Annotated in this window: 23 protein-coding genes and 1 pseudogene; 17 read left to right on the top strand and 7 right to left on the bottom strand. The window is 67.6% G+C overall.

All coding sequences use genetic code 11. From position 1 onward, the window contains the following. Positions 1-2 precede the first annotated feature (2 nt). Positions 3-482 carry an NUDIX hydrolase gene (locus FB459_RS01855; protein ID WP_129626344.1) on the bottom strand — a complete coding sequence of 160 codons (480 nt, stop codon included), beginning with the start codon at positions 480-482 and terminating at the stop codon, positions 3-5. A gap of 58 nt (positions 483-540) precedes the next feature. Here FB459_RS01855 and FB459_RS01850 point away from each other — a divergent pair, with 58 nt between their 5' ends. Continuing rightward, entirely contained in the window at positions 541-2,079 is a 1,539-nt protein-coding gene (locus FB459_RS01850) for a CCA tRNA nucleotidyltransferase (RefSeq protein ID WP_141927264.1), read from the top strand. Between the two features lie 15 nt (positions 2,080-2,094). On the opposite strand, the gene FB459_RS17485 is transcribed toward FB459_RS01850, so the two are convergent. Then, complete coding sequence (locus tag FB459_RS17485) at positions 2,095-2,331, bottom strand: biotin/lipoyl-binding carrier protein (RefSeq protein ID WP_129626340.1); 237 nt, start codon at positions 2,329-2,331, stop codon at positions 2,095-2,097. Between the two features lie 177 nt (positions 2,332-2,508). On the opposite strand from FB459_RS17485, the gene FB459_RS01840 reads away from it, so the two are divergent. From FB459_RS01840 to FB459_RS01820, 5 genes are all read left to right on the top strand, one after another. Continuing rightward, a complete protein-coding gene (locus tag FB459_RS01840) occupies positions 2,509-3,513 on the top strand; it encodes a Gfo/Idh/MocA family protein (protein WP_141927263.1) in 1,005 nt (334 codons plus the stop codon). Next, complete coding sequence (locus tag FB459_RS01835; RefSeq protein WP_141927262.1) at positions 3,510-4,394, top strand: TIM barrel protein; 885 nt, start codon at positions 3,510-3,512, stop codon at positions 4,392-4,394. The genes FB459_RS01840 and FB459_RS01835 overlap by 4 nt, the downstream gene beginning before the upstream one ends. Before the next feature lie 154 nt (positions 4,395-4,548). Further along, positions 4,549-5,553 (top strand): substrate-binding domain-containing protein, encoded by a 1,005-nt coding sequence (locus tag FB459_RS01830; RefSeq protein ID WP_141927261.1) that lies wholly within the window; start codon positions 4,549-4,551, stop codon positions 5,551-5,553. A 3-nt stretch (positions 5,554-5,556) separates the two neighbouring features. Beyond that, the gene (locus FB459_RS01825; protein WP_141927260.1) at positions 5,557-6,594 is read left to right on the top strand and encodes an ABC transporter permease; all 1,038 of its coding nucleotides are present in this window, start codon (positions 5,557-5,559) and stop codon (positions 6,592-6,594) included. Then, on the top strand, positions 6,591-7,424 hold the full coding sequence (locus tag FB459_RS01820) for an ATP-binding cassette domain-containing protein (RefSeq protein WP_129626331.1): 834 nt from the start codon (positions 6,591-6,593) through the stop codon (positions 7,422-7,424). Before FB459_RS01825 ends, FB459_RS01820 begins: the two co-directional genes overlap by 4 nt. A 61-nt stretch (positions 7,425-7,485) precedes the next feature. Here FB459_RS01820 and FB459_RS01815 read toward each other — a convergent pair whose 3' ends face one another. Both FB459_RS01815 and FB459_RS01810 read right to left on the bottom strand, forming a co-directional pair. Then, a complete protein-coding gene (locus FB459_RS01815) occupies positions 7,486-8,817 on the bottom strand; it encodes a PIG-L family deacetylase (protein WP_141927259.1) in 1,332 nt (443 codons plus the stop codon). Positions 8,818-8,819: 2 nt separating this feature from the next. Beyond that, positions 8,820-9,818, bottom strand: coding sequence for an acyl-CoA dehydrogenase family protein (locus tag FB459_RS01810; protein ID WP_129626327.1), 999 nt, complete (start codon positions 9,816-9,818; stop codon positions 8,820-8,822). Positions 9,819-9,964: 146 nt separating this feature from the next. On the opposite strand from FB459_RS01810, the gene FB459_RS01805 reads away from it, so the two are divergent. Next, the gene (locus FB459_RS01805; protein ID WP_141927258.1) at positions 9,965-10,696 is read left to right on the top strand and encodes a glycosyltransferase family 2 protein; all 732 of its coding nucleotides are present in this window, start codon (positions 9,965-9,967) and stop codon (positions 10,694-10,696) included. Here FB459_RS01805 and FB459_RS01800 read toward each other — a convergent pair. After that, complete coding sequence (locus FB459_RS01800) at positions 10,693-11,394, bottom strand: Type 1 glutamine amidotransferase-like domain-containing protein (RefSeq protein WP_141927257.1); 702 nt, start codon at positions 11,392-11,394, stop codon at positions 10,693-10,695. The genes FB459_RS01805 and FB459_RS01800 overlap by 4 nt on opposite strands. Before the next feature lie 72 nt (positions 11,395-11,466). Here FB459_RS01800 and FB459_RS01795 point away from each other — a divergent pair, with 72 nt between their 5' ends. Both FB459_RS01795 and FB459_RS01790 read left to right on the top strand, forming a co-directional pair. Beyond that, complete coding sequence (locus tag FB459_RS01795; RefSeq protein ID WP_141929369.1) at positions 11,467-11,799, top strand: nucleoside triphosphate pyrophosphohydrolase family protein; 333 nt, start codon at positions 11,467-11,469, stop codon at positions 11,797-11,799. Then, entirely contained in the window at positions 11,796-12,119 is a 324-nt protein-coding gene (locus FB459_RS01790) for a gamma-glutamyl-gamma-aminobutyrate hydrolase family protein (RefSeq protein WP_170221644.1), read from the top strand. The genes FB459_RS01795 and FB459_RS01790 overlap by 4 nt, the downstream gene beginning before the upstream one ends. A 49-nt stretch (positions 12,120-12,168) precedes the next feature. Here FB459_RS01790 and FB459_RS01780 read toward each other — a convergent pair whose 3' ends face one another. Continuing rightward, on the bottom strand, positions 12,169-12,393 hold the full coding sequence (locus tag FB459_RS01780; RefSeq protein ID WP_141927255.1) for a hypothetical protein: 225 nt from the start codon (positions 12,391-12,393) through the stop codon (positions 12,169-12,171). A gap of 246 nt (positions 12,394-12,639) precedes the next feature. Then, positions 12,640-13,335, bottom strand: a complete 696-nt coding sequence (locus FB459_RS01775; protein WP_141927254.1) for a hypothetical protein — start codon at positions 13,333-13,335, stop codon at positions 12,640-12,642. Between the two features lie 236 nt (positions 13,336-13,571). Here FB459_RS01775 and trhO point away from each other — a divergent pair, with 236 nt between their 5' ends. The 8 genes and pseudogenes from trhO to FB459_RS01740 all read left to right on the top strand — a co-directional run bounded on the left by trhO (position 13,572) and on the right by FB459_RS01740 (position 19,660). Then, positions 13,572-14,339, top strand: a complete 768-nt coding sequence (trhO, locus tag FB459_RS01770) for an oxygen-dependent tRNA uridine(34) hydroxylase TrhO (protein WP_141927253.1) — start codon at positions 13,572-13,574, stop codon at positions 14,337-14,339. A gap of 148 nt (positions 14,340-14,487) precedes the next feature. After that, on the top strand, positions 14,488-15,111 hold the full coding sequence (locus FB459_RS01765; RefSeq protein ID WP_141927252.1) for an AIM24 family protein: 624 nt from the start codon (positions 14,488-14,490) through the stop codon (positions 15,109-15,111). A 5-nt stretch (positions 15,112-15,116) separates the two neighbouring features. Next, positions 15,117-15,800: an AIM24 family protein gene (locus FB459_RS01760; protein WP_129626301.1), complete on the top strand. Its 684-nt coding sequence runs from the start codon at positions 15,117-15,119 to the stop codon at positions 15,798-15,800. Next, positions 15,797-16,552, top strand: a complete 756-nt coding sequence (locus FB459_RS01755) for an AIM24 family protein (RefSeq protein ID WP_141927251.1) — start codon at positions 15,797-15,799, stop codon at positions 16,550-16,552. The genes FB459_RS01760 and FB459_RS01755 overlap by 4 nt, the downstream gene beginning before the upstream one ends. Before the next feature lie 36 nt (positions 16,553-16,588). After that, the gene (locus tag FB459_RS01750) at positions 16,589-16,831 is read left to right on the top strand and encodes a hypothetical protein (protein WP_141927250.1); all 243 of its coding nucleotides are present in this window, start codon (positions 16,589-16,591) and stop codon (positions 16,829-16,831) included. 422 nt (positions 16,832-17,253) lie between these two features. Beyond that, positions 17,254-17,982 (top strand): annotated as a pseudogene (locus FB459_RS18095) (benzoate/H(+) symporter BenE family transporter); the annotation flags it as partial. Next, the gene (locus FB459_RS18090) at positions 17,889-18,440 is read left to right on the top strand and encodes a benzoate/H(+) symporter BenE family transporter (protein ID WP_342771364.1); all 552 of its coding nucleotides are present in this window, start codon (positions 17,889-17,891) and stop codon (positions 18,438-18,440) included. The pseudogene FB459_RS18095 and the gene FB459_RS18090, both read left to right, overlap by 94 nt. A gap of 14 nt (positions 18,441-18,454) precedes the next feature. Continuing rightward, a complete protein-coding gene (locus FB459_RS01740) occupies positions 18,455-19,660 on the top strand; it encodes a M20 metallopeptidase family protein (protein WP_246092274.1) in 1,206 nt (401 codons plus the stop codon). Positions 19,661-19,827 lie beyond the last annotated feature (167 nt).

Here is a 19,827-nt window from a genome sequence, read left to right as displayed (position 1 = left end):
GGTCAACCGGCAAGCCGGCGCCAGGCCATGTGGGCGATACGGCGCTCGTTGGCGAAGGTCAGCCGGGAATCGACCTCGTCCAGCCGGAACCAGGCCGCGTCGACGGCTTCCTGGTCGGGATCGTTCTCGACCGTGATCTCGCCGTCGAGTGCCTCGAGAAGATAGTGGTGCACTCGCTTGTGGATCCGAAATCGAGGGGTGCTGAACCAGTAGTCGATGGTGCCGAGCGTGACCAGGGCGCGACCGTAAATGCCGGTTTCCTCGGCGACCTCGCGCACTGCTGTCTCGACCAGCGTCTCGCCGGGCTCGACGTGACCCTTGGGCAGGCACCATTCCAGGCGTCCGGCTCGGTTGTAGCGGGCGATCAGCGCCAGCCAGGCGGCTCCGGAGCGGACGTCGATCACCACTCCACCCGCGGAAATCTCCTCCAACGACGGCAGTCGCCGCTGCGGGCGACTGGCTCGAGGCACTTGGAGGGTCATTTGTTCACTGTAACCAGGCGATGCGGCCCGGTAGAAGACTTCGACCTAACCTTTGGAGGTGCCCGATCAGCAGTCCCCCTCCCCGACCCCAGAGTCCGCCGCGCCGTCCACAGCACAGTCAGCGGCGTCGTTGCGCGCTCTTCGCGAGCGTGCGGTCACCCACCTCGCGCCCCATCTGAAGTTGCTCACCGAACTCGGTGAGATCTTCACCGGTGCCGGCCACGAACTGGCGCTCGTCGGTGGCCCGGTGCGCGATGCGTTCCTGGGGCGCGCAAGCGTCGACATCGACCTCACCACGTCTGCCTCGCCGCAGCAGACCGAGGCCTTGCTGAAACCGTGGGCGTCCACCACCTGGGACGTCGGCCGTGACTTCGGCACGATCGGCGCGCAGAAGGGGCAGTGGAAGGTCGAGATCACGACCTACCGCGCGGACGCGTACGACGGCGTGACCCGCAAGCCGATCGTGGCGTTCGGCGACAACCTGAACGACGATCTGATCCGCCGGGACTTCACGGTGAACGCGATGGCGATGCGGCTGCCGTCGCTGGAGTTCATCGACCCCTACGACGGACTCGGTGCGCTGGCCCGCAAGGAGTTGGTCACGCCGGCGCCGGCCGAGGTGTCCTTCGGCGACGACCCCCTGCGGATGATGCGCGCGGCTCGGTTCGTCGCACAGCTCGGCTTCACCGCCGCGCCGTCGGTGGTCGAGGCCATGACCGAGCGTGCGGCCACGATCAACATCGTGTCGCCGGAGCGGGTTCACGACGAGCTGGTGAAGCTGATGGTGGCGCCCGACCCGCGCGCCGGCCTCGAACTGCTGGTCGACACCGGTCTGGCCGAGCAGGTGCTCCCCGAACTGCCCGCGTTGAAGCTCGAGATCGACGAACACCACCGTCACAAGGACGTGTACGAACACTCGCTCACCGTGCTCGACCGGGCGATCGCGCTGGAAGGTCCGCGGTCGGTCGAGGCTCTGGAGTCACCCGCGGTCGTCGATGGACCCGACCTGGTACTGCGGTTGGCCGCGTTGCTGCACGACATCGGCAAGCCGGCGACGCGCAGGTTCGAGTCCGGCGGCGGGGTGTCCTTCCATCATCACGAGATCGTCGGCGCCAAGCTCGCCCGCAAGCGGATGCGGGAACTGCGTTTCGACAAGGACACCATCCGTGATGTCACCAAGTTGATCGAGTTGCACCTGCGTTTCCACGGCTACGGCGGCGGCGAATGGACCGACTCCGCGGTGCGTCGTTACGTCACCGACGCCGGGTCGCAGCTCGCGCGCCTGCACCTGCTCACCCGCTCCGACTGCACCACCCGCAACCGGCGCAAGGCCGCCACCCTCGCGGCGACGTACGACGATCTTGAGCGCCGCATCGCCCGCCTGCTCGAGCAGGAGGAACTGGGCAAGGTGCGTCCGGAGCTGGACGGCAACCAGATCGCGTCCGTGTTGGGGATCCCGCCCGGCCCAGTGCTGGGCCGCGCGTACAAGCACCTGCTGGCCTACCGCCTGGATGCCGGCCCGGTCGGCGAGGATGCCGCGCGCGAGGAGTTGTTGCGCTGGTGGGCCGAGCAGCCCGAGTCCTCGCGAACCTCCTAGTTCCGCGCGGGGTCGTCACTCCAGGACGACGAGGATGTCGCCCTCCTGGACGACGTCGCCCGGCACCACGCGGACATCGGTGACCGTGCCCTCCCATTCGGGCACCACCGGAATCTCCATCTTCATCGACTCCAGCAGCACCAGTTCCTGACCGGCCTCCACCTTGTCGCCGATGGCGACCTGCACCTGGGCGACGTTGGCGACCAGATCGCTGACGATGTCCTGGCGGGCGGGGCGTTTGAACGGGGCCATGCCGGCCATCGTGGCACGACGGGAGCTGTACCCGCCGGTATCAGTCATTGATCCGAGATGGCGGTCGATGATCAATTGTTCTGACAAATCCTTGACACCCTCCCGGACGGCCGAAAAGCTTGGGAGTGCGGCGCCGCCGGGCGCTCCATTGCTTCGAACGGCTCGGAAGGACACCCCATGCGCATCGGCCTGACGGGAGTGGGACGCATCGGTGCGTTCCATGCCGCCACGCTCCACTCCCTCGCATCCGTCGACGAACTCGTGCTCTACGACTTCGTCGGCGACCAGGCGCGCAAGGCAGCCGATGGGATAGGCGCCGAGGTGGTCGACAGCGAGGACGCGTTGCTCGCTGCCGGTCTGGACGGGTTGGTGATCGCGACCGCGACGCCGGGGCACGCGCCGATGCTGCGCAAGGCGATCGCGGCCGGCGTCCGGACCTTCTGTGAGAAACCGGTCGCCGCCACGCTGGACGAGACGATCGACCTGACCCGCTTGGCGGAGGCGTCCGACACCCCGGTGCACGTCGGTTTCCAGCGCCGCTTCGACCACGGCTACCAGCGGGTGCAGCAGGCCGTCGCCGCCGGCGAACTCGGGTTCATCCACACGATCCGCAGCCACACCCTCGACCAGAACCCGCCGCATGCGTCTTACATCCCGACGTCCGGTGGCATCTTCCGCGACTGCAACATCCACGACTTCGACGTGGTGCGCTTCGTGTCCGGACGCGAGGTCGCCACCGTCTACGCGACCGGCGGTAACCAGGGGGCCGAGTTCTTCAAGGAGTCCGGCGACTACGACACCGGCGGCGCGATGCTCACGCTCGACTCCGGGACCGTCGTCCAGATCTCCTCCACCCGCTACAACGGCCAGGGTCACGACGTGCGCACGGAGGTCTTCGGCAGCAAGGGTTCGATGTGCGTCGGGCTCGACGACACCCTCGCGATGGTCTCGGCCGAGGACGGCGTCGACTTCCCCAAGGGGCCGGTGCACACCAACTTCATGGACCGCTTCCTGCCCGCCTACCAGGCCGAACTCACCGCGTTCTTCGACGTCGCGTCCGGGCTGCGGGAGAGCCCGTGCACGGTGCGGGACGCGTTGGAGGCGTTCCGGATCGCCGAGGCCTGCGAACTGTCGCGGATGCGTGGACGCCCGGTGTCGATGGACGAGGTCGCCACGGCATGAGCGCCCTCGCCTCCCGCATCGCCGGCGCCCCGATCAGCTGGGGCGTGTGCGAGGTGCCCGGCTGGGGCTACCAGTTGCCGCCCGAGGTGGTGCTCGAACAGATGCGTGGAATCGGGCTGCAGGCAACGGAGTTCGGCCCGGACGGTTTCCTGCCGCAGAACCCGGACGCGAAGGTCGAGACGCTGGTCTCCTACGACCTACGGGCGGTCGGCCAGTTCGTGCCGGTCGTGCTGCATGACCCGGACCACGACCCGTTGCCGGAAGTGCTCAGCGCGATCGACTCGCTGGTGTTGGCGCAGGCGTCGACCGTCGTCATCGCCGCCTCCACCGGCCAGGACGGTTACGACGCCCGTCCGGTGCTGGAGGAGGAGCAGTGGGAATCGTTGCTGCACAATCTCGATCGCATCGACGCCGCCGCGACCGAGAACGGTCTGCGCGCGACGCTGCACCCGCACGTCGGCACGATGATCGAGAGCGGGCAGGAAGCGCTGCAGGTGGTCGAGGGTTCGTCGATCGCGCTCTGCCTCGACACCGGGCACCTGCTGATCGGTGGAGGCGACCCGGTGGCGATCGCCGAACAACACCCCGACCGCATCGGGCACGTCCACCTCAAGGACGTGCGCCTCGACCTCGCCCGGCAGGCGCAGGAGGGCTCGCTGACCTACATGCAGGCGGTGGCGCAGGGGATGTATGTGCCGCTCGGCGACGGTGATGTGCCGATCGATCGCATCGTGCGCAGTCTGGAGGCGTCCGGCTACACCGGTTGGTACGTGCTCGAACAGGACACGATCCTGGACGTCGATCCGGCCGGGTCGGATCTGGAACCAATCGGCGACGTCAGCCGGTCGGTCGGCTACCTGATGTCGATCGCGCTGGACTGATCCGGAAAGGGAAGGGGGCCACAACGTTCACGCAACGGTCGGTTATCTTCCCGTGTCGATTCGACCGCCGGAACGCGGCGACTGAGATAGTCGCCAGCAGACAAAGTCCCACTTCTTCATCGCCGTCCCAAGGACGTGACGGAAAGGAACAGCCATGACTGGCAAGGCTGTAATCAAACTGGCGGCCGTCGGTGCCGCCGCAGCGCTCGCGATCACCGGGTGCAGCAGCGACTCCGGTGGCAAGAAGGCCACCGAGTCGGCGTCCTCCAAGGCGGCCGGTGGCAGCGGCGGCGTCGACACCCCGTCGATGACCGTCGCCTTGGTCACCCACTCCGGTCCCGGCGACACCTTCTGGGACATCGTCCGCAAGGGTGCCGAGACGGCCGCGAAGACGTACAACATCAAGCTCGAGTATTCCGCCGACCCCGACGGCACCAAGCAGGCATCGCTGGTGCAGGCCGCCGTCGACAAGAAGGTCGCCGGGGTGGCCACGACCCTGGGCAAGCCGGACGCCATGAAGGGTGCCGTCGGCAACGCCACCAAGGCGAAGATCCCGGTCGTCGGCGTGAACTCCGGCAGCGACAAGGCCAAGGAGTTCGGTCTCATCGGGTTCTTCGGTCAGCCGGAGAAGACCGCCGGTGAAGCGGTGGGCGACAAGCTCAAGGCCGCCGGCGCCACCACCCCGCTGTGCATCATTCACGAGCAGGGCAACGTCGGCCTCGAGGACCGCTGCGCCGGTGTGAAGGCGAAGGTGCCCTCGACCCAGACGCTGTACGTCGACGGCAAGAACCTGCCGAACATCGTCACCAGCGTCCAGGCCAAGCTCTCGCAGGCCAAGAACATCGACTGGATCATCGGCCTCAACGCCGACGTGTCGCTGAACGCGCTGAAGGGCCGTGACGGGGCGTCGTCGAAGGCGAAGGTCGGCACGTTCGACACCAACGCCGACCTGGTGAAGGCGATCAAGGACGGCAAGATCGAGTTCGCGATCGACCAGCAGCCGTGGCTGCAGGGTTACCTCGCGATCCAGTCGATCTGGCTCTACAAGTACAACGGCAGCACGGTCGGCGGCGGTCAGCCGACGCTCACCGGGCCGGCGTTCATCGACAAGAGCAACGTCGACGCGGTCGAGAAGTACGCCTCGCAGGGCATCCGCTGATTCATGAGTTCCACACCGACGACGAAGGGTGACGACCGGGTCAAGGCCCGGTCGCCGCTCGCCGGTCTGCTCAGCACACCCGAGGTCGGAGCGCTCATCGGAGCGGTCGCCGTCCTCGTCCTCTTCCTGACCGTCGCGCCCCCGTTCCGTTCGGTGGCGGCGATCGGCACGATCGGGTACCTCGCGTCCACCATCGGGATGATGGCGGTGCCGGTGGCGTTGCTGATGATCGGCGGCGAGTTCGACCTGTCGGCCGGTGTGGCCATGACGACGTCGGCGCTGGTCGCGTCGATGTTCGCCTGGCAGTTCAGTACCAACCTGTGGGTCGGGGTGATCGTGGCGCTCGCGGTCGCGCTGCTCGTCGGCTTCCTCAACGGGCTGTTGTTGGTGCGGACGAAGCTGCCGAGCTTCCTGGTGACGCTCGGCACCTTCTTCATCCTGCAGGGTTTCAACCTGGCGATGACCAAGAAGATCACCGGTGGGGTCACCTCGCCGCGGATCTCGGACATGGACGGGTTTGACGCGGCGCAGAACATCTTCGCGGCCTCGCTGACCATCGGCCGGGTGAACCTGAAGATCACCGTCCTGTTCTGGATCCTGCTCACCGCGCTCGGTGCGCTGGTGCTCGCCAAGACACGGCTCGGCAACTGGATCCTCGCCTCGGGTGGCGACGCGGACGCGGCCCGCGCGGTCGGCGTCCCGGTCACCAAGGTGAAGATCGGGCTGTTCATGTTCGTCGGGTTCTGCGCCTGGCTGCTGGGCATGCACACGCTGTTCAACTACGGCAGCGTGCAGTCGAACATCGGTGTCGGCGACGAGTTCATCTTCATCATCGCCGCGGTCGTCGGCGGGTGTCTGCTGACCGGCGGTTATGGCTCGGTGATCGGTGCCTCGCTCGGCGCGCTGATCTACGGCATGACCAACCTCGGCATCACCTACGCCGGCTGGAACCCCGACTGGTTGAAGACCTTCCTCGGCATCATGTTGGTGCTCGCCACTCTGGTGAACACCTACATCCGGCGACAGGCGGAGAAGCGATGACCGACATCGGCGCCCCTCTGGAGGAGAAGACGCCGGACGCGTCCGGACGCGGCCCGGTGGTCGAGCTGCAGGACGTCGGCAAGTCCTATGGCAACGTCGAGGCGCTCGCCGGCGTCGACCTGGTCGTGCGGCAGGGCGAGGTCACCTGCGTGCTGGGCGACAACGGCGCCGGCAAGTCGACGCTGATCAAGATCATGGCCGGACTGCACGAGCACACGTCCGGCGAGATGGTGGTCAACGGCGAGCCGACCCGGTTCAAGTCGCCGCGGGAGGCGCTGGACGCCGGAATCGCGACCGTCTACCAGGACCTCGCGCTCGCACCGTTGATGTCGGTGTGGCGCAACTTCTTCCTCGGCAAGGAGATTCGTGGCCCGCTCGGGTTGATGAAGATCGCCGAGATGAAGAAGATCACCGGCGCCGAACTGTCGAAGATGGGCATTCAGATCCCCGACCTCGACCGACCCGTCGGTGCGCTGTCCGGTGGCCAGAAGCAATGTGTGGCCATCGCCCGCGCGATCTACTTCGGCGCCAAGGTGATCATCCTCGACGAGCCGACCGCCGCCCTCGGTGTGAAGCAGTCGGGTGTGGTGCTGAAGTACATCATCAAGGCTCGGGACGCCGGCCTCGGCGTCGTGTTCATCACCCACAACCCACACCACGCCCACCTCGTCGGCAGTCACTTCGTCGTGCTCAAACTCGGCGGTGTGGCGCTGGATCGAGAGCGTTCGCAGATCACGCTGGACGAGCTGACGGCGCAGATGGCCGGCGGCGAGGAGCTGGAGCAGTTGTCGCACGAGCTCGAGCAGTTGGAGTCTCCGCCGCGCGACTGACCGCCCGTCCGTCCCGCCCCCGCAGTTCGCAACTGTTGCGAGCCGGGCTCCACCAACTTGATCAGTCAGGCCTGACCGGACTGGCTCCGATGACCTCCATGCGGACGTGGTCGTCCCGGTACTGCACGACTACGCGCCGCCCTTCTCCGCTCAGACGCTCGATCGCGGCTTCATGCACGACCTCGCCGTCCATCGGCCAACCGTCCGGCTGCGGGAGCCAGTGACACAACAGCACCTCGCCGCCCTCGGTCAGACTTTCGCGGACGCGGTCCAGCAAGGCGTCCCAGCGGCGCGGGCTCAGGAAGTAGCCGACCTCGGACAGCACGACCAGGTCGAACCTGCCGTCCGGCCAGTCCTCGGGTGCATCGCGCTGCTGGATTTCGGCGTTCTCCGGTACGCGTGCGGTTGCGGCGCGAGCCGCGTGGGCGCTCGCATCGATACCGAGTACGCGGTCGCAGCGTTCGGCCAGATCAGTGGTCAGTGCACCGATCGAGCAGCCGACCTCGAGCGCCGACTCGTACCGCGCACGCGTCAGCAGACCGAGCGTCACCGCTCGCTTGCGCCGTTCGTACCAGGACTCGTCGACGTTCCACGGGTCCGCCTGCTCGTCGTGCAGGTCGTCAAGAGCTTGATCCTGAATCACGTTCTGCGACAGCAGGATTTCCTGAGCACGTGCGAAGTGCTGCAGCACGTGATCTGGCAGGAGCGCCTCGTCGCCTGGGGCGTCCGACAGCGGCTCGACCTGACTGGTGTGCGCCGCGATCGCCGTCCGCTTCCATTCGACGGTCGACGGCGTCAGATCGATGGAAACGGCTGACTCCCAAGGGAACTCGTCGACCGAACTCCAATGCCAGGCCCAGATCGGGTAGCCGAGGTGGGTTGCGTCCGTGCGGCGGGCGGACAGCGCGGCCGCCTGCGCCGCCGCAGCGTGGTCGGGGTGCCGGTCGGCGTGCCAGGGTGACAGCAACAGCGTGGACGCGCCGTCCAGACCGATCGCCTCGACGATCGCGTTCACCGGCTTGTCGCCCTGCTCGGCCAGCGCGCCGTCGGGCAGGCCGAGCGTGACGACCGACGCGTCCGGAGCCAGCGACGACACGGCGTGACGCACCTCGGCCTCCCGGATGCGGCGCAGTTCTCGCGGAGAGTGTGTCGGTGAGTTCGGATGTGACGCAGCGCCATCGGTCAGAACGACGACCGTGATCCTCAGCCCGAGAGCGGCTGCAGTAGCCATCAGTCCGCCGGCGCCGAGGGTCTCGTCGTCCGGATGCGCGGCCACGACGACAAGGTGCTCGAAGGCTCGCAGATCAAGCGTAGGAAATTCGCGCGACGCGAGGGCGGCGAGCCAGTCCCGCTCGGGAATGCCCGGGTCGGCGAGGTCGAACGTCTGCGTCATTCCTACACCACGGACGAACCGATCGCGGCGAGGTCCCGCTCGGCATGCCACTGACGCACGTACAGGTGTAGGTCGGCGACCCGGGCGGCGTGCTCCTCGTTCCCGACGAGGGGCCCGGGGCCGAGGCCGTGGTCGACGGCGGTCATCACCGTCTCGCAGGTCTGAGCCACGATCGTGCGCACCCGCGCCGCGAGCAGACCGGGGTCGTCCACGGAGCCCGCATCGATGTCGGCCGCTGCCTGCCGCAGGGTGCACCGGGTCGCGTGCAGGGCCGCGTCACAGCGTCCGATGTGCATCAGTGCGATCTGGTCGGGCTTCCGTTTGCCGGCGGCCGACGTCAGTGCGGACGCAAGCGCCACCGCAGCGCCGAACCACACGGCTGCGACACCGATGCCGCCCCACGCGAACCCCGGCCGGCGCAGGTACCAGCCCGCATCACCGACGGGCGTGGCCGCAACCCCGGCGAACTCGACGGACTCACTCGTCACCTGCGGCAGTCCGCGGGCGACCCAGGTGCCGCTGGTGGCGGTCACTGCGTCCTGTTGCAGGTCGACGGCGAACAAGCCGCGTTGCGAGTCGTCGACCCATGCGGTGACCAGCGCATGGTCGAGGTGTGCAGCCAGCGAGCACCACGGCTTGACCCCGTCGAGCCTCCACGCGTCCCCGTCCGGCGACGCGGTGAGCCGGACGCCGGGACCTTCCGCAGCGAACACACCCCAGGTGCCGCAGGGCGCGTCGTCGCCGGCCTCGGCGAGGATCGCCCGCGCGTCCAGCTGCGGCTCGATGGTGCGTGCCACGGTCAGATCGATCATGCCCAGGCGGGCGAGGCCCTCCCACAGTTCGATGGTCGACCCCGACCCGGGCAACGGCAGCGCCTCGGCGATGCGGGGCGCCAGCGCCAGAGCCGCAGCCGCGTCCCCTGCTGACCGCCGGGCCTGCTCGTAGAGATCATCCGGTCCGGCGTCCGGCGCCAGTCCGGCGCGAGCCTGCGGGTCGCTCATCGGGGTCTCCCTCGTCTACGTCCACCCCTGCGGGCGAAAGTGCATGCGTCATTGGGTTCGGCGGCAAACTTCGCGCGCTGCCAACGGCCATTTGACCACCGCGAGGTGGCACCGTGGGCCCAAACGCATTGTCCTCCGAATCGAGAATGAACATCGAAACCTGTCCCCGTAACATCCTTGTCGTCGTGCCGGCGCGCGACGAGGAGGCGCTGCTGCCTGGCTGCCTCGACCGCCTCGAAGCTGCGATCGAGCGGTTGAGCGTCGAACGGCCCGAAACCCGGGTGACCTGCGTGGTCGTGCTCGATCGGTGTACCGACTCCTCCGCCGACATCGTCGCCTCTCGGCATTGGGCGCACGCGTTGGTCAGTGCCTTCGGCCAGGTCGGGGCAGCCCGCCGCGCCGGTGTCGAGCACGCCGCGGTGCTCGCCGGCGTGCAGGACGCCCGCACCGCCTGGGTGGCCAACACCGACGCTGACAGCGTCGTCCCGGACCACTGGCTCACCCGGCAACTCGAACTGGCCTGTGGCGGGGCCGATCTGGTGCTAGGGACGGTCGTGCCCGAAGCGCTCGGCGTCGATCCGCGCGTCATCGAGGCATGGCATGCGCGACATGTCCTGGCGGAGGATCACCCGTACGTGCACGGAGCGAATCTCGGCGTCCGGCTCAGCACCTACCGCCGCGCGGGCGAGTTCCCGGAACTGCCGGTGCATGAGGACGTCCGGCTCGTCGACGCGATCCGGCGCGATGGTGCGGCGGTCGTCGCCACCGCGACGGCGCCCGTGGTGACGTCCGGACGATTCGTTGCACGAACGCCGGAAGGTTTCGCGGGCTACCTGCGCGGCCTCGCCGAACCGCCGGACAAGATCGTCTCGGCTTAACGCAGCAGACGGACGTCGAGAGCGGTCTCGAGCGCCTCGTCGTCGCGCCGTTCGACCCGGAATGCCGGGTGACCGTCCTGCTCACCGATGGCTTCGAGGAACTCGCCGTCGCGGAAGACCAGGGCGGTGTGATCGTCGACCGCCCACCCGTCCTTCAACGCGCCGGAGGCGACCCAGCCGAGGTACTGATCTCGTCGCTCGGACTCCCCGAGATTGTGCGGGCACGCGCTCCCGGGCAGAAAACCGAGACCGTCGTCCATCGGCGCGAGCGGTCCGAAGGAGTCGGTCGACGACTGCTCGAACCAGCAGTTCATCCCCGCGCTGATACCGGCCAGCACGGTGCCGTGCTCCGTTGCGCGCCACAGGATGTCGGGGAGTCCGTGCAGGCGCCACACCGCGAGCAGGTTCGCGGTCGACCCGCCGCCGACATAGATGAGGTGCTGGTCGAGCAGCATTTCCGGGTCGAGGTAACCCCACGGGTTGTGGCAGAACAGCGACAGCACGGACGTCGTCGCGCGGCCCGCGAAAGCCTCCTCGAAGCGCTGCGAGTACCCGTCCGCGTCACCGCTCGCGGTCGGTACGAAGCAGACCTTCGGCCTCGAGGCTCCCGTCAGGTCGAGCAGGAAGTCGTCGATCGCGGAGTCGCGGTGTGCATCCGAGAACCCGCCGCCGCCCAGAGTCACGATCGTCCCGTTCATGGCTCGACCCTTTCGGTGGTGGAGTCCCGGCGCAACTCGATTGCTGTCGGCGCGCGCGGCTACGGTGCGCGGGTGGAACTTTCCGAGTACGCCGACCGCATCGATCACATCTCCGCGGGCTACTCGCGTGCCTACGACGTCGACCGCACTCCCGAGTGGGTGCTGCTCAAACTGACCGAGGAGGTCGGCGAGCTCGCCCAGGCGTGGCTGACCGCGTCCGGGCAGGGCCGCGATCGTGGCCTCGACGATCAGCAGAAGGAGCAGGCGCTCGCCGCGGAATGGGCGGACGCGATCGGCATGCTGCTGGTGTTCGCGCGCCGCACCGGCATCGATGTCGACCGGGCGATCGCCGACAAATGGTTGCACTGGGAGTCGGTGCACGGGGCCGCCGGGCAGGCGCGGTGAGTCGCTCGCTCGTCGGCATCACCACCTACGCAGAACCGGTCAGCCACGGACCCTGGCGCGACCAGCCGGCGGGCGGCGCCGACATCGATCCGCTGCGGTACGCCGACATCCGCCACCCGGCGTCCGACGCTCCCCTCACGGAACGTGACGACACCGAGATCGCCCTGGTCCGGCGAACCGCTGAGCTCGACATCCCCGTGCTCGGTGCCGCGGCATGCAGCTGGCCGAGCATCCCTGGTCGGACGTGCCGCCGAACTCGGGTTCACCGACGTCATCACCCACTGGCCGCGACAGGACGCGGTCGACGTGGGTTCACGTGAAACTCTGGAGACGGTTGTGACAGACGTCATCCCTCGGCTTCGTTGAGACTCAGGTCGGCGTTTCACCAGCAACCATCGGCGTCTTACCGGGCGGGTAGGTGCCGAAGCCGGACGGGGGCGCCTCACCGTCCTTCACACACACGGAGCCACCGGTATTGGTGCCCGTGCCGGTCACCGGATACTCGCCGTCCGAGCAGGGCCTCTCGGTCCAACAACCCGTCAGCACACTCGACCCCAACAACGCAGCGGCGATCGCCACGAACACTCGACGCATGGTTTCCTTCTGCTCCCCGAGATGTGCCGATCATGTCGCATCCGCGTCGATTTTCAAGGCAGCCCCGCGCCGCTGGCACCATCGACGCCGTGAACATCCCCGAGTCCGGCGTGCACATCGCCTTCATCGGATCGGCGTTGTGGGGACTGGTCGCGGGCTTCGTGCTGTACGCCGTCCTGCGGCACCGCTGAGAAGAGAACATGTGGAAACAGGTGGGTCGGCGCGCAATCGCGCCGACCCACCTGCTCAGGACCAGAAGACCGGCTTGCCGCCCTCCGACGAGTACGGACTCTTGTCCTGGCCGTCGTAGCGCACCTTGGTCAGCTTCTTGCCGGGGAAGAGCACGAAGACCAGGCACGAGCTCGCGGTTGTGCCGTTCTGGACAGTTTCGGGCAGCTCGGCCATGGCGCACTTGTCGAAGGCGTAGCTCTTGCCTCCCGCACCGACCTTCGCCGACGCGGAGCTGTCGTAGCCGGTCTGGTCGATCGAATCCAGCGAGAGGCGCTCGGGCACCGAGTTCTCATCGCCCAGATTCTTGGCGGCGACCGCGTCGACCGCGTCGTACCGCACGGTGTACCGCACGAAGTATGCGGTGGCCCCCGACGGGTAGTCGAAGTCCTCGATCTCACGGATCTTCGCCAGGTCGTCTTCGCTGCCCTGTTCCGGCTGCTGCACCGTAATGGTCGAGCGGTACTTGCCTTTGTCGATCGTCGTGCGCTCGAAGGTGCCGGCCGTGCCGAAACGTAACTGCGACCCCGGTGGGGTGCTGCCGTCACTGTTGTGTGACGCCTGGGTGTTCGAACCGGTCGACGTGCCCGACTTGATGGAGTTCGACGTGGTGGAGCTGGACCCGATCGTCTCGCTCGACCCGCCGCAGGCGGCGAGAACGAGGCTGGAGGTGAGTGCGATGCCGAGCGCTGCCGTCCGCAGTGGTGTGTTCATTGGTGTTTCTCCTTTGAGTGGTGTGAGCGAAGTACCTCGACACTCACCAGACGGTGACCGTGAGTCCGACGATCCGGTCGCCGCATGGGCAGGTCTTCCCATGCCACGGCGGGAACCGATGACCACCCGCCACCGTCGTCGGCCACGCTCACAATGGCTCGCTCGCGTCTGGACCAGGGCTGGCCAGAAAGAGATCGAGATTTCGCGCAGCCTGCGCCCGCTGGCACCATGACCGGGTGAGTTCCGGGGTCCACATCGCGTTCTACCGCTTCGTCCGCATCGACGACGTCGCGGCTGTCTGCGACCGACTGCGTCAACTGACCGAGGGACTGCTGGGGACGATCCTGGTCGCGGGTGAGGGCGTGAACGGGATGCTCGCCGCACCGCCCGAGCGCATCGACGCCTTCATCGATGAGGCGGCGGCGGATCAGACGGTCGGTGTCGCGTTCGGCGGGATCACCTACAAGCGCACCGCCTACGAGCGAATCCCGTTCTCCCGCATGATGGTCAAGGCCAAACAGGAGATCGTCCCGCTCGGTGTCGATGGTCTCGACCTGCCGTCACGCGTCGACGACGTGGCTGCCACCGACGTTCCGCCTCATGAGTGGCGCGAGTTGATCCGACGAGACGACGTCGTCGTCATCGACAACCGCAACTCTTTCGAGTTCGAGGTCGGCCGCTTCCGGGGTGCGGTCGACCCCGGAGTGGTGAACTTCCGCGATTTCCGCGACTTCGTCGAACAACACGCTCCGGAGTGGAAGGCCGAGGGCAAGCAGGTCGCGATGTACTGCACGGGTGGCATCCGGTGTGAGAAGTCGAGCCCCTGGATGCAGGACCTCGGCTTGAAGGTGCACCAGCTCCAGGGCGGAATCCTCAACTACTTCAAGGAGATTCCGGACGCGGACGCGGACTTCGACGGTGAGTGCTTCGTCTTCGACAACCGGGTCACCCTCGACACCAACCTGCGCGACGTCGGTCGCCAACGCTCCGACATCGACGGCTGAACGTGCCCACCCGTCGAAGCGTGTTGTCCGCGTCCGCGGCTGCTTTGCTTCCGAGGGCGCCCCACTCGCCGACCCCGGAACGTTTCGCCGCCAGGTCTCGTCTCAGGCCCGGGCATCAGCCAGGATGGTGCCGACCAGGGAGGGTGAAATGGTAGAACTCGTCGCGCGTTCGTCGCGCGTCATCGAGGCCAGGTTGCAGAAGTCGTCGGTGCGCGCGATCAGCGGTTCGATGGTTTCCTACCAGGGCCAGGTGCAGTTCAAGTCCGCCGGATTCGGCGGTGGCGCAGGCGTATTGGCCGGCCTCAAGCAGAAGGCGACCGGTGAGTCGCTGACCTTGATGGAGTGCACCGGCGACGGCGTCGTCCAGTTCGCCGTCAACGCGCAGTACGTCACCGTGCTGCCGCTGAACAACGAGACGATGCAGGTCGAGAGTCGCCAGATCCTGGCGCTTGCCGGCAACCTCAACACCAACGTCCAGTTCGCCGGAGTCGGCGGGATGTCCGGCGGACAGGGGTTGTTCACCACGACCGTCAGCGGCACCGGTCAGGTCGCGCTGCTGAGCGCGGGCGGCCCGCTGATCCACCTCGAGGTCAACCCGAACCTCCCGCTGGTCGTCGACCCGGACGCGTTCGTCGCGGCCAAGGGACAACTGCAGCAGTCGTTCGTCACCGACGTCTCCTGGCGATCCGCAGTCGGGCAGGGCGGCGGCGAGGCGTTCTCGCTGCGCTGGCAGGGCCAGGGCGTCGTCTCCATCCAGCCGGCGGAACGGTGATCGGCATGTTCGAGAAGGTCAACAGCAAGGTCGTGAAGGCCGACCTTGGGCGTACCGGTCCGATCGTGTCGCGCCGCGGTTCGATGCTCTTCTACTCCGGCCAGGTGCACTTCGCGCCGCACCAGATCCCGGGCGCCGGCGGCGCACCCGGTGGCATGGGCGCGATGGTCGGCTCCATGATGCGCAGCGAGCACGAGCGGACGATGATCGCTCAGGGCAACGGCCAGGTGCACTACGGATTCCAGGGGCTGGCATTGCACGTCATCGACCTGCCGCAGGGCGGACAGGTCACTGCCGACATGTCCCGGATGCTCGGTTACACCGCCGGGATGCAGGCGTCCATCGTTTCGACCCAGTCCCAGCAGGGCGGCGGAGGCGGGCTCCGCGGAGCACTTCGCGGGGCAGCCACCGGTGCGCTCACCGGCAACGGGATGTTCACCACCCAACTCAGCGGCGTCGGTGCGGTCGTGCTGGTCGCTCACGGCGAACTCATCGAGATCCCGGTCGGCAACGGCCCGGTGGTCGTCGATCCGCAGGCGTTCGTCGGCACGGTCGGCAACGTCCAGACCCAGCTGCAGTCGGCGATGAGCTGGCGGGACGCGGTGGGTCGTGGTTCGGGTGAGGCGATGCAGTTGCAGTGCAACGGTCAGGGAGTCGTGCTGGTGCAGGCATCGGAGGAGAAGCTGTGAGCAATGTTCTGAATCCCGGTGTGCTGCAAGGCAACGACACCATCCCGGGCAACGAGTACGCGTACTACTTCACGCTCGACCGTCCCTGGTTCATGAGCAAGGGCGCGATGATCGCCTACTACGGTCAGGCCAGCTTCCACGCGCTGACCGCGGGCATCGGAGCGGGCCTGCAGCAGATGGTCGCCGGCACTTTCAGCGCCCCGATGTACCAACAGGACTTCGTCGTCGTCGAGGGCCAGGGCACGCTGATCATCGGCGACCGTGGCTACACGATCAACAGCTACGACCTGGACGAGGGCAACCTCACCGTCCGCGCGTCCAACCTGCTCGCGTTGGAGCCGGGTATCCAGCTCAACCAGTCGATCGTGCCCGGCTTCCTCACCCTCATCGGCACCGGCAAGTTCCTCGCGTCCTCCAACGGACCGGTGATGTTCGTCGAGCCGCCGCTGCGCGTCGACCCGGAGGCACTCGTGGGCTGGGCCGACTGCCCGTCCCCGTCGCTGCACTACGACCAGAACTGGGTCAACAGCTTCATGTCGGCGGGCGCGGCGATGCTCGGCATCAACTCCGGTGAGGAGCGGCAGTACGACTTCACCGGCGCCGGCACCGTCCTGATCCAGAGCAGCGAGAAGGTCGTTGACGACCACCACGTGGTGCGCAACATCGAGCAGCAACTGCCGCTCGTCTCGCCGGCCGGCTTGGCGATGTTGCAGCAGCGGATCACGGCGCAGCAACAGCAGCAACACCACTGACGTCGGTGCGGAAAGGGCTCGACATACCCTGACAGGGTGACCGACCACACCCGTTTCGGCATCGCGCAGCGCCTCGTCGCGCTGGTCACGATCGTCCTTGCGGCCGGGCTCATCACCGCCGGTGCGACCACCAGAACGGTGGTCGAGCAGGCGTCGGAACGGTGGTCGAGCAGGCGTCGGAACGGTGGTCGAGCAGGCGTCGGAACGGTGGTCGAGCAGGCGCCAGAACGGTGGTCGAGCAGGCGTCAGAACGGTGGTCGAGTAGGTGCGGAGCGTTAGCGGAGTGCCGCGATCGAGACCACGTGAGTTGTCCTCGGGCGCAACTACTTCGTGGCACGCCGCTGCAGGATCTTGCTCAGGTCGGCCGACGGACGGTCGATGATCACCGTTGATCTTTCGTGCTCCCCGGGTCCCGGATCGGGTGCGTGCGCAGCTGGGGGACTTCGCGGCGGGCGCGGGCTCTCGACCGCAGTGGCGGACTCTCACCGGAGGTCGAAGGAGTGCCCGTGGCTTTGAGCGCGGGCAGTCTCTGCGTGGCAGTCGACACCACCACCGGTCGCCGGTTCGACCTGTACCGCGTCGAACGATGCTGAGCACCGGGCGGTCGTCACTGCGGCCACTTTCTTTGACTACGGGTGTAGTGGGGGGCTGAGCTGGACGGGTCCTCGAGCGTCGGGGAGCGACTCCTACGCTGACGTCCCATGAGTTCGAGCACGACGCAGCCGGTGACGGCCTCGGTCATGCCCACGGTCATGGCCGGCATCGTCTGTGGGCTCGTCGGTTTCACCTCCTCGTTCGCCGTCGTGCTGACCGGGCTTCGCGCGGTCGGTGCATCGCAGGCGCAGGCAGCCTCCGGACTCATGGCGCTCTGCCTGACGATGGGTCTGGGATGCGTGCTGTTCAGCTGGCGCCTGAAGATGCCGGTCACCATGGCGTGGTCCACGCCAGGTGCCGCGCTGCTCGCGGCTGCGGCTGCACCGCACGGCGGATTCGCTTCTGCCGTGGGCGCATTCATGGTCTGCGGCATCCTGCTCGCGCTCTGCGGGCTCATCCGCCCGCTCGGTCGCCTGGTCGAGTCGATCCCGGCCCCGCTCGCGTCCGCGATGCTCGCCGGGGTGCTGTTGCAACTGGTCATCGAACCGGTGTCCGCCGTCCAGGCGGACCCCTGGGCGATCGGACCGGTGATCCTCACCTGGGTGGTGCTCACCGCGCTCGCTCGCCGATGGGCGATCATCGGTGCGCTGCTCGCCGCGTTCGTGGTGATGGCGGTGCGCGGCGTGTTCGGACATCTCGATCTGTCCAATGCCGCACCCAGCCTGGGTTTCGTTGCACCGCAATGGGACACGGGAGCCATGTTCGCGATCGCGATCCCGCTGTGGATCGTGACGATGAGTTCGCAGAACATCCCGGGCATCGCGGTGCTGTCGTCCTTCGGTTACAAGCCGGGTCTGCGAGGTCCGCTGCTGTACACCGGCGGTGCATCGGCGGTCGGTGCGCGCTCGCGGGAGGTCACGCGATCAATCTCGCCGCGATCTCTGCCGCGCTCGCGGCGGGCCCTGAGGCGGGACCGGACCCGAAGCGCCGGTGGGTCGCCGGAATCTCCTGTGGGCTCACCTACCTCGCGTTCGGCCCGCTTGCCGGACTGGTGTCCGCCGTCGCCGTCGCGGCCCCGAAGGTGATCGTCGAGACCATCGCCGGACTCGCGCTGATCGCCACCTTCGCCGCTGCTGCCTGGTCCGCCCTGGCCCAGGAGAGCGCGCGTGAACCGGGTGCGATCGCGCTCGTCGTGGCGGCGTCCGGCATCACGATCGCCGGGATCGGTTCGGCGTTCTGGGGGTTGGTCGCGGGGCTGGTTTTGTACGTCGTGCTGCGTCGCCGGCCGGCCTGACTACCCTCGGGTGAGTGAGCCGAACCGTCGAACTTGCCCAGCAGATGAGCGACGACCTTCGTTCGTTGCGCCGCGACTTGCACCGCATCCCGGAGATCGGCCTGCGGTTGCCGCTGACCAAGGCGCGGTTGCTCGAAGCGCTCGACGGTCTGCCGATCGAGATCCACCAGAGCGACAACCTCGACTCGGTCGTGGGCGTGATCCGTGGCGGTGCCCGCACCGACGGACCCGTGGTGCTGCTGCGCGGCGACATGGACGCGTTGCCGGTGCAGGAACTTCACGAATCCGATTACTGCTCAACGCATCCCGGGGTCATGCACGCTTGCGGGCACGACATGCACGTCGCCGGTCTCGTCGGTGCAGCCCGCATCCTGTGCCAGCTGAAGGACGAACTGGCCGGTGACGTCGTCCTCATGTTCCAGCCCGCCGAGGAAGGCCCGGGCGGTGCCGAGCCGATGCTCGACGAGGGTCTGCTCGACATCGCCGGACGACCTGTCGAGGCGGCGTACGCGATGCATGTCGCCTCCGCCACCTTCCACAAGGGCACTTGGTGGACGACCCGCGGCGCCTGCATGGCGGCGGCGGAAGACGTCCAGATCGTCGTCCGGGGCGCGGGTGGTCACGGCTCCCAGCCGCACGTCGCCCTCGACCCGGTGCCGGTCGTCTGCGAGATCGCGCTTGCGATCCAGACCGCCGTCACGCGCCGGTTCGACGTCTTCGACCCGGTCGTGGCGACCATCGGACGCATCGCGGCGGGCACGAAGTCGAACATCATCCCCGACACCGCCGAGCTCGACATCACCTTGCGGTCGCTGTCCCAGGAGTCACGAAAGCGTTTGCGCGAGAGGGTGATCCGTCTGGCCGAGGGAATCTCGCAGGCCCACGGTCTGAGTGCCGAACATCAGGTGGTCGAGTCCTACCCGCCCACCGTGAACACCGATGCCGACTACGACCTGGGGCGGCAGGTGGTCACCGACCTGTTCGGCGCGGACGCCTACGTCGAGCGCGAGGACCCCGAGATGGGCGCCGAGGACTTCTCGTTCGTGCTCGAACGCGTTCCGGGCGCCTACTTCTTCCTCGGCTGCTGCCCGACGGACGACCCGAAGACGGCCGCCGACAATCACTCCCCACGGGCAGCGTTCGACGACGACGTCCTGTGGCAGGCGTCCGCCTGGCTCGCCGAGATGGCCCTGCGCCGCACTCAGCAACTACGCGCGTAATTAAGAAAACGGGTTGCTACCGCGACCAGTTCTCGAGCCTCGACAAGTGGTCGCTGTGACGATCGGAAACTTTGACTACGGGGGTAGAGGTGTTCGGTCGGGAACGCAAGCCAATGGGCAGGGCGTTCCGCCTAGAGTGGGGAACCAAATGGGGGAAGCCCCGCACG

This window comes from Yimella lutea (assembly GCF_006715095.1).
GTDB lineage: Bacteria > Actinomycetota > Actinomycetes > Actinomycetales > Dermatophilaceae > Yimella > Yimella lutea.
The sequence above is the reverse complement of the archived record's forward strand: the minus strand, read 5'-3'. Positions and strand labels throughout refer to the sequence as shown.

Bases quoted from the DNA above. Each gene is read 5' to 3' on its own strand.
- FB459_RS01855 (WP_129626344.1), bottom strand. From the start codon at position 482: ATGACCCTCCAAGTGCCTCGAGCCAGTCGCCCGCAGCGGCGACTGCCG.
- FB459_RS17485 (WP_129626340.1), bottom strand. From the start codon at position 2,331: ATGGCCCCGTTCAAACGCCCCGCCCGCCAGGACATCGTCAGCGATCTG.
- FB459_RS01840 (WP_141927263.1), top strand. From the start codon at position 2,509: ATGCGCATCGGCCTGACGGGAGTGGGACGCATCGGTGCGTTCCATGCC.
- FB459_RS01835 (WP_141927262.1), top strand. From the start codon at position 3,510: ATGAGCGCCCTCGCCTCCCGCATCGCCGGCGCCCCGATCAGCTGGGGC.
- FB459_RS01830 (WP_141927261.1), top strand. From the start codon at position 4,549: ATGACTGGCAAGGCTGTAATCAAACTGGCGGCCGTCGGTGCCGCCGCA.
- FB459_RS01825 (WP_141927260.1), top strand. From the start codon at position 5,557: ATGAGTTCCACACCGACGACGAAGGGTGACGACCGGGTCAAGGCCCGG.
- FB459_RS01820 (WP_129626331.1), top strand. From the start codon at position 6,591: ATGACCGACATCGGCGCCCCTCTGGAGGAGAAGACGCCGGACGCGTCC.
- FB459_RS01815 (WP_141927259.1), bottom strand. From the start codon at position 8,817: ATGACGCAGACGTTCGACCTCGCCGACCCGGGCATTCCCGAGCGGGAC.
- FB459_RS01810 (WP_129626327.1), bottom strand. From the start codon at position 9,818: ATGAGCGACCCGCAGGCTCGCGCCGGACTGGCGCCGGACGCCGGACCG.
- FB459_RS01805 (WP_141927258.1), top strand. From the start codon at position 9,965: ATGAACATCGAAACCTGTCCCCGTAACATCCTTGTCGTCGTGCCGGCG.
- FB459_RS01800 (WP_141927257.1), bottom strand. From the start codon at position 11,394: ATGAACGGGACGATCGTGACTCTGGGCGGCGGCGGGTTCTCGGATGCA.
- FB459_RS01780 (WP_141927255.1), bottom strand. From the start codon at position 12,393: ATGCGTCGAGTGTTCGTGGCGATCGCCGCTGCGTTGTTGGGGTCGAGT.
- FB459_RS01775 (WP_141927254.1), bottom strand. From the start codon at position 13,335: ATGAACACACCACTGCGGACGGCAGCGCTCGGCATCGCACTCACCTCC.
- FB459_RS01765 (WP_141927252.1), top strand. From the start codon at position 14,488: ATGGTAGAACTCGTCGCGCGTTCGTCGCGCGTCATCGAGGCCAGGTTG.
- FB459_RS01760 (WP_129626301.1), top strand. From the start codon at position 15,117: ATGTTCGAGAAGGTCAACAGCAAGGTCGTGAAGGCCGACCTTGGGCGT.
- FB459_RS18090 (WP_342771364.1), top strand. From the start codon at position 17,889: ATGGGACACGGGAGCCATGTTCGCGATCGCGATCCCGCTGTGGATCGT.